The organism is Corallococcus sp. CA049B, assembly GCF_003611685.1.
In the GTDB taxonomy this organism is placed as follows: domain Bacteria; phylum Myxococcota; class Myxococcia; order Myxococcales; family Myxococcaceae; genus Corallococcus; species Corallococcus coralloides.
The window spans coordinates 1-6,735 of record NZ_RAWC01000331.1 but is presented as its reverse complement, the minus strand read 5'-3'; the positions used below and the strand labels follow the sequence as shown (position 1 = coordinate 6,735).

The window sequence follows — 6,735 nt, the reverse complement described above, 5'->3', positions numbered from 1 at the left end:
CGAGCGGCCTGGTGGGGGCCGGAGCGGGCGCCGCCACGGGGGCGTCGCCTTCATCCAGCAGTTCCTTCAGGTCCGCGAGCGGATCCGCCTCGTCCGGGGGAGACGGCATGTGCGTGTCGCAGGTTACCGACCACGGGGGGTTTCCACCAGTTACGCGATGGAAACCGCGCCGCTTCGCCTGCCTGGTGGGAGGCGGACGGCACGGTCCGCTCGACGTGGAGGGGGCGGGACGTTAGCCAATGGAGCAAACATCACACCTCGCCTTGCCTCTCCTCGGCAGGGGATGACAGCTTCGGACCACTCCTATGGCCATCCGCTACACCCTGCCCAACGGGCTCACCGTCGTCTTCGAGGAGCAGCACGCCGCCAAGGTCGCGGCCTTCCAGGTCTGGGTCAAGGCCGGCAGCGCGGACGAAAGGCCGGACCAGGCCGGACTCGCCCACCTGCACGAGCACATGCTCTTCAAGGGCACGGAGCGCCGGGGGCCCGGTGAGATTGCCCGGGACATCGAGGCGCACGGCGGCGAAATCAACGCCTGGACGTCCTTCGACCAGACCGTCTACCACATCGTCATCGCCAGCCAGTACGCCCGCACGGGCCTGGACATCCTGGGGGACGCGGTGCGCCGCTCCGCGTTCGACAAGGACGAGCTGGCGCGCGAAATCGAAGTCGTGTGCGAGGAGATCAAGCGCAGCTACGACTCGCCTTCGCGCCGCGCGTCCCGCGGGCTGTTCACCACCGCGTTCCAGACGCACCCCTACCGGCTGCCCGTCATCGGCACGGAGGAGAGCGTGCGCAGCTTCACCCGCGAGAAGGTGCTGGAGTTCTACCACCGGCACTACACGCCCAGGAACCTGGTGCTGTCCGTCGCGGGCGACCTGAACGAGGCGGAGCTGCGCCAGTGGGTGGAGGAGATCTTCGGCGGTGACTGGGGCCGGCCCTACGCGGGTCCGGTGGAGCGTCCGCGCGACCCGCCTCCCACGGGCCGCCGCGTGCTCGTCCAGACGGAGGACGTGAAGGAGGTCTACCTGCACCTGGCCTTCGCCATCCCGGAGCTGGAGCACCCGGACGTGCCCGCGCTGGACGTGCTGGCGATGATCGCCGGCCAGGGCAATTCGTCGTGGCTGGTGCGCGAGGTGAAGCGCCGCCAGCACCTGGTGAACGACGTGCACGCGTCCGCGTACACGCCCAAGGACCCGGGCATCTTCTCCGTGTCGCTGACGCTGCCGCCCACGCAGGTGCAGAAGGCGCTCACGCAGACGGCGCGCGTGCTGGAGGCGATGCGCACCACGGCCGTGCCCCTGGACGAGCTGCGCACGGTGCAGGCGGTGGTGGAGGCGGAGTCCGTCTACCGCAAGGAGACGGTGCAGGGCACCGCGCGCAACCTGGGCTCGTACCAGACGACCCCCGGTGGCCTGGAGTCGGAGGCCCGCTACCTGGAGGACATCCGCAACCTGAAGCCGGAGGACCTGCGCCGCGTGGCCCAGAAGTACCTGCGGCTGGAGCACGCCGTCGTCACCGCGCTGGTGCCGCCCGCCGCGGAGCTGACGGAGGCCCACGTGCACGCCGCGCTGGATGAGGCGGCGAAGAGCCCCGGCCTCACGCCTCCGGAGCGCGCCGCGAAGCAGCGTCCCCCGGACGCCCCGCCGCGGCCGGCCCGGAGCGCCATCGCGTCCGCGCGTTCGGAGGTGGTGCAGGAGAAGCTGCCCTCCGGCGCCACGCTCATCATCCGCGTGGAGCCGCACGTGCCCCTGTTCTCCATGCGCGCGGCCTTCGTCGGCGGCGCGCGCTACGAGACGCCCGCGGACAACGGCATCACCACGCTGCTCAGCCGCACCCTCACCAAGGGCACCACCACGCTCAGCGCGGATGACATCAGCCAGCTGGGGGACCTGTACGTGAGCAACATCAGCGGCCAGGGCGGCCGCAACTCCATCAGCCTGAAGGCGGACTTCCTGTCGCGCTACTTCGAGCCCGGCTTCCGGCTGTTCGCGGACGTGCTGCTCAACCCCGCCTTCCGCGAGGAGGAGGTGGCGCGGGAGCGCGCGCTGCTGCTCCAGGACATCCTCACCCGCGAGGACAAGCCGTCCAGCGTGGCGTTCGAGCTGTTCTCGCGCACGCTCTACCAGGAGCACCCGTACCGGATGTCCCTGATGGGCGAGAAGGCGTCCGTGGAGGCGCTGGGGCCCGAGCAGCTGCATGCGTACCACCGCGCGCACATGGACCCGTCGCAGATGACGCTCAGCGTGGTGGGCGACGTGGACGTGGAGCAGGTGCGGGCGCTGGCGAACGAGTACTTCGGCAAGTCGCGCGGCGGCGCGGTGGCCCCGAAGCAGGTGCGGCCGGAAGCGCCGCCTTCCGCTCCGCGCACGGAGAAGCAGGTGCTCGCGCGCGCGCAGACGCACCTGGTGCTGGGCTTCCAGGCGGCGCGGATGAGCGACCCGTGGCGGGTGGTGCTGGACGTGCTGTCCACGGTGCTGTCGGGCCAGGGCGGGCGCCTCTTCATCGAGCTGCGCGACAAGCGCTCCATGGCCTACAGCGTGAGCAGCTTCTCCATGGACGGGTTGGAGCCCGGCTACTTCGCCGTCTACATGGGCACGAGCCCGGAGAAGGTGGACGCGGCGGTGGAGGGCATGCGCCGCGAGCTGCAGCGGATCCGCGACGAGCCGATCCCGGCCGCGGAGCTGGAGCGCGCCAAGCAGCACATCATCGGGGCGTATGAAATCGACCTGCAGCGCAACAGCGCCCGCGCGACGCTGCTGGCGCTGGACACCTGCTACGGCATCGGGCTGGACAACTTCCTGCACTACTCCGAGCACGTGGCGAAGGTGACGGCGGAGGACGTGCAGGAGGTGGCCCGCCGGGTCATCGACTTCGACCGCATGGCCATGGCCATCGTCGGGCCGTAGGTCCTCCCCTCGCGAGCGTGGAAGCGTCACGACGACGGCGCTTCCACGCCGCACCGGGTGCGGTAGAAGGGGCGCCATGTCCCAGACCTACCTGTCACTCACCGTCGATATCGCGGAGGAGGCCTCCGAAATCCTCCAGGACCTGCTCCATGAGGCCGGCGCCCTGGGCCTGGAGGTCCGCGATACGGAGACGCCCGCCATGCCGGGCGTGCGCGTCCCCGCGAAGGGCGAGTCCATCGTCGTCGCCTACTTCGAGGACCGCGAGAGCGCGGAGGAGGCCCGCGACGCGGTGGCGGAGAGCCACCCCACCGCGCGCCTGTCCCTGGACGAGCAGCCCCAGCAGGACTGGAGCAACGAGTGGAAGTCGCTCATCAAGTCCGTGCAGGTGGGCCGCCTGTGGGTGGGCCCGCCCTGGGACGTGGCGAACGCGCCCGCGGACAAGGTGACGCTCGTCATCGAGCCGAAGATGGCCTTCGGCACGGGGGACCACCCCACCACGTCGCTGTGCCTGGCGGCCGTGGATGACTTCATGTCCACGCACCCGGGCGCGAGCGTGCTGGACGTGGGCACCGGCACGGGCGTGCTCGCCATCGCGGCGAAGAAGCTGGGCGCGGGCCACGTGGTGGGCACCGACAACGACCCCATCTCCGTGGAGCTGGCCCAGGAGAACTGCGCGGACAACCAGACGCCCGACCTGGACATCTCCGGGCGCGAGCTGACGCAAGTCCCCGGCACCTTCGACCTGGTGCTCGCGAACATCCTGGCGAACACGCTGATTGAGCTGGCCCCCCTCATCGTGCCCAAGGCGAAGGACCGGCTGGTGCTGGCCGGCGTGCTCGCGCACCAGCGCGCGGACGTGGAGGCCGCGTACCGCAACCTGGGGTGCACCGTGCTGGAGGGCGCGCAGCAGGGCGAGTGGGTGCGCATCGACTTGAAGCGCTAGAAACAAGAGGGGGTCGGGCAGCGAACGCGAAGGCTCGCCCACCCGACCCCATCTGGACTCGCGAGGCTTTCCCCCTTGGCGTCAGGACCTCGCGAGTCCCGCCGTGTGCCGGACGGGCATTGCAGTCCGCGTGCCTGCCGCTGAGTCCTCGGAGTTCCAAGGGACGCGGGCGCGGCTGTAGCGGAGCCGGTTACAGGGTGCCCGGCGCGTGTGACCTTCCGCGCTACAGCGGGCCTCAGACGAACGCGAGGGTCCCGGCCGCGCGCAGGGAGCCCACGGCTTCGCTCCGGGTGTTGAGGATGCGCGGCTCCGCGTGGTGCTCCAGGCCCGTCATGGGCAGGGACAGGCCCTGCTGCTCCGCGAGGAGGCGCAGCACGCCCAGGAGCGCGGGCGCGGCGCAGCGGGCGTCGCCGTCCTCCACCTTGACGGCCACGCCCAGGCGGGCCCGGGGCAGCGCGGCGCAGTAGACGCCCTCCGCGCCAATCTTCACCACGGCCTCTCCATTGAAGGCCGTCATCAGGTCCGTGCACGCGCGGCCCCTGCCCGCGACCAGCTCCGGGTGCGCGAGCATGGCCTCCCGCAGGCGGCGCGCGGCGGGCGCCTCCGAGACGCCGAAGCGGGCCCACGCGGTGGCCATGGCGCTGAGCGGCAGGCCGAAGCAGACGGCGAGGCAGCCATCCACGGCCTTCACCAGCGCGTCACTCGGCAGGCCCGTCCACTTCGCGATCTCTTCCTGGATGCGCTCCTGCACCGGGTGCCCGTCGCTGGCGTAGCCGTGGACGTCCCAGCCGTGGTGCCGCGCCAGCGCGAGCATCCCCGCGTGCTTGCCGGAGCAGTTGTTCCACCGGGGCGTGAGCACCACGCCCGCCTTGAGCGCCTCCTCCGCGACCGCGGGCGACAGCGGCGGGTGCGGGCCGCACGCGAGGTGGCGCTCCTCGCAGCCGGAGGCGCTCAGCATCTGCATGGCGAGGGCGCGGTGCACGGGCTCGCTGGAGTGGGACGCGCAGGAGAGCGCCAGCTCGCGCGGGCCGAAGCCGTAGCGGTCCGCCGCGCCGTCCTGGACCATGGGCAGCGACTGGAAGGGCTTCGCCGCCGAGCGCCAGAAGGTGACGCGCTCCGGGTCGCCCGCGTACGCGACGCGCGTGCCCTCCGCGCTCACCACCGCGACGGACACGGTGTGGAGGGATTCGACGAAGCCGGAGCGGGTGGACTCGATGACGAGGGTGGCCATGGGCGTAGGGCGCGCCATAGCAGGAACGGGACAGGGCCGGGCGCTCGCGGGTCTCGGAAAGGGAACCTCTGGACGCCTGGAGGGCTATCCTCCGGGCGCCCTCCCCTTCAAGGAAGCCGCCGTGGTCCGCCTCTTCGTTCCCCTGCCCGACCCCGCCCCCGCCGACGTGACGCTCACGGGCGAGCGCCGCCACTACCTCGTCCACGTGCTGCGGTTGGAGGACGGCGACGCGCTGGAGGTGTTCGACGGCAAGGGCCGCGCCTTCGAGGCGCGCGTCACCGGGCTGAGCGCGGAGGCCGTGCGGCTGGTGCTGGGGGCCGTGCGGGTGACGCCGCCCGCGCGCGAGATGCGCGTGCTGCAGGGGCTGCCCAAGGGCGACAAGCTGGAGCTGGTGCTGCAGAAGGGCACGGAGCTGGGCGCCACCGCGTTCCATCCGGTGGCCACGGCGCGCAGCGTGGTGAAGCTGGAGCCCAAGCGCGCCGAGGAGCGCACCCAGCGGTGGGCCAAGATTGTGGAGGAGGCCGCGCGCCAGTGCCGGCGCGACGATGTGCCGGTGGTGCACCCGCCCCGGCCGCTCCTGGACGCGGCGCGCGCGCTGACGCCGGGCACGCTGCTGCTGGTGCTGGATGAAGAGGAGTCCGCGGTGCCGCTGGGTGAGGCGTTCCGGAGCGTGGCGCCGGGGACGCCGGTGGCGCTGGTGATTGGCCCCGAGGGCGGGCTCGCTCGCGAGGAGGTGGACGGCTTGAGAGGGCTGGGCGCGCGGCCGGTGACGCTGGGCTCGCGCATCCTGCGCACGGAGACGGCGGCGCTCGCGGCGCTCGTGGTGATGCAGCACCTGGACGGGTCGCTCGGTTAGCAGGCGGGCGGACAGTCCCTCCCTGCATCCCGGGTCACGGATCCGTGTGGTGATTCCTACGTTTCTGCCATTCGGGACCTGGCGGGTCCCTCACACGGGAGAGACTCTCATGGGGATCATCGCATTCATCATCATCGGTCTCATCGCGGGCCTCATCGCCCGGGCCATCCTGCCGGGCAAGCAGAGCATGGGGCTGGTGGCCACGACCCTGTTGGGCATGGTGGGTTCTCTGGTGGGCGGCCTCATCGGCTCGCTCTTCCAGCGCGATGGCCGGCTGTTCGACCTGCACGCCTCGGGCATCATCATGTCGGTCGTGGGCTCCATCGTCGTGCTTCTCCTGGTGGGAGCAGCGGGACGGCGCCGCGTCCACGCCTAGCGTGAGGCGCCCCACACGCACCGTCCCCTGAGGGAGGGTGGTGATGGCGCGAACGAGCCCCTGACGGTTCCTCGGGCGAGGGGCCGGCGGGGGCTTGTCCTTTTCTTGCTACAGGCCTGAATGCGGCCTTTCATGGCGACGGTTGTCCGCGTCACCGGGAGGATCCGTTGTCCAAGTGCCTGAAGTGCGGCGCCTCGCTGCCGCCGGTCGGAGATTGCCCCGCTTGCGCCGCCAATGCCGCGCGCCCACCCGCGGTGGCCCCCCTCCCGAGCCTGCTCGACCGCGACATCCACATTGATCGCCGCAAGGCCGGGGACCGCATGGCCCAGGACGCTGGCGGCATCGACGACCCCATTACGCTGAACAGCGAACCGATGGAGCCGGAGACGCTGCGCGGCACGCCGGCCTTCGCGATGGAGC

Annotated in this window: 5 protein-coding genes and 1 pseudogene; 5 read left to right on the top strand and 1 reads right to left on the bottom strand. The window is 71.5% G+C overall.

Going from position 1 to position 6,735, the window contains the following annotated elements; genetic code table 11:
• The first annotated feature begins 305 nt into the window (after positions 1–305).
• Together D7W82_RS37570 and D7W82_RS37565 are read left to right on the top strand one after the other, a co-directional pair.
• Positions 306–2,909 (top strand): pitrilysin family protein, encoded by a 2,604-nt coding sequence (locus D7W82_RS37570; RefSeq protein ID WP_120622881.1) that lies wholly within the window; start codon positions 306–308, stop codon positions 2,907–2,909.
• A 76-nt stretch (positions 2,910–2,985) separates the two neighbouring features.
• Positions 2,986–3,852 carry a 50S ribosomal protein L11 methyltransferase gene (locus D7W82_RS37565; protein WP_120622880.1) on the top strand — a complete coding sequence of 289 codons (867 nt, stop codon included), beginning with the start codon at positions 2,986–2,988 and terminating at the stop codon, positions 3,850–3,852.
• Between the two features lie 235 nt (positions 3,853–4,087).
• Here the strand turns inward: D7W82_RS37565 and D7W82_RS37560 are convergent, their stop codons facing one another.
• Positions 4,088–5,083 (bottom strand): asparaginase, encoded by a 996-nt coding sequence (locus tag D7W82_RS37560; protein ID WP_158617803.1) that lies wholly within the window; start codon positions 5,081–5,083, stop codon positions 4,088–4,090.
• 121 nt (positions 5,084–5,204) lie between these two features.
• On the opposite strand from D7W82_RS37560, the gene D7W82_RS37555 reads away from it, so the two are divergent.
• The 3 genes and pseudogenes from D7W82_RS37555 to D7W82_RS40775 form a co-directional block, all read left to right on the top strand.
• The gene (locus D7W82_RS37555; RefSeq protein WP_120622878.1) at positions 5,205–5,939 is read left to right on the top strand and encodes a 16S rRNA (uracil(1498)-N(3))-methyltransferase; all 735 of its coding nucleotides are present in this window, start codon (positions 5,205–5,207) and stop codon (positions 5,937–5,939) included.
• A 109-nt stretch (positions 5,940–6,048) separates the two neighbouring features.
• Positions 6,049–6,315 carry a GlsB/YeaQ/YmgE family stress response membrane protein gene (locus tag D7W82_RS37550; RefSeq protein ID WP_120622877.1) on the top strand — a complete coding sequence of 89 codons (267 nt, stop codon included), beginning with the start codon at positions 6,049–6,051 and terminating at the stop codon, positions 6,313–6,315.
• 167 nt (positions 6,316–6,482) lie between these two features.
• Positions 6,483–6,735: pseudogene (locus D7W82_RS40775) on the top strand (hypothetical protein); the annotation flags it as partial.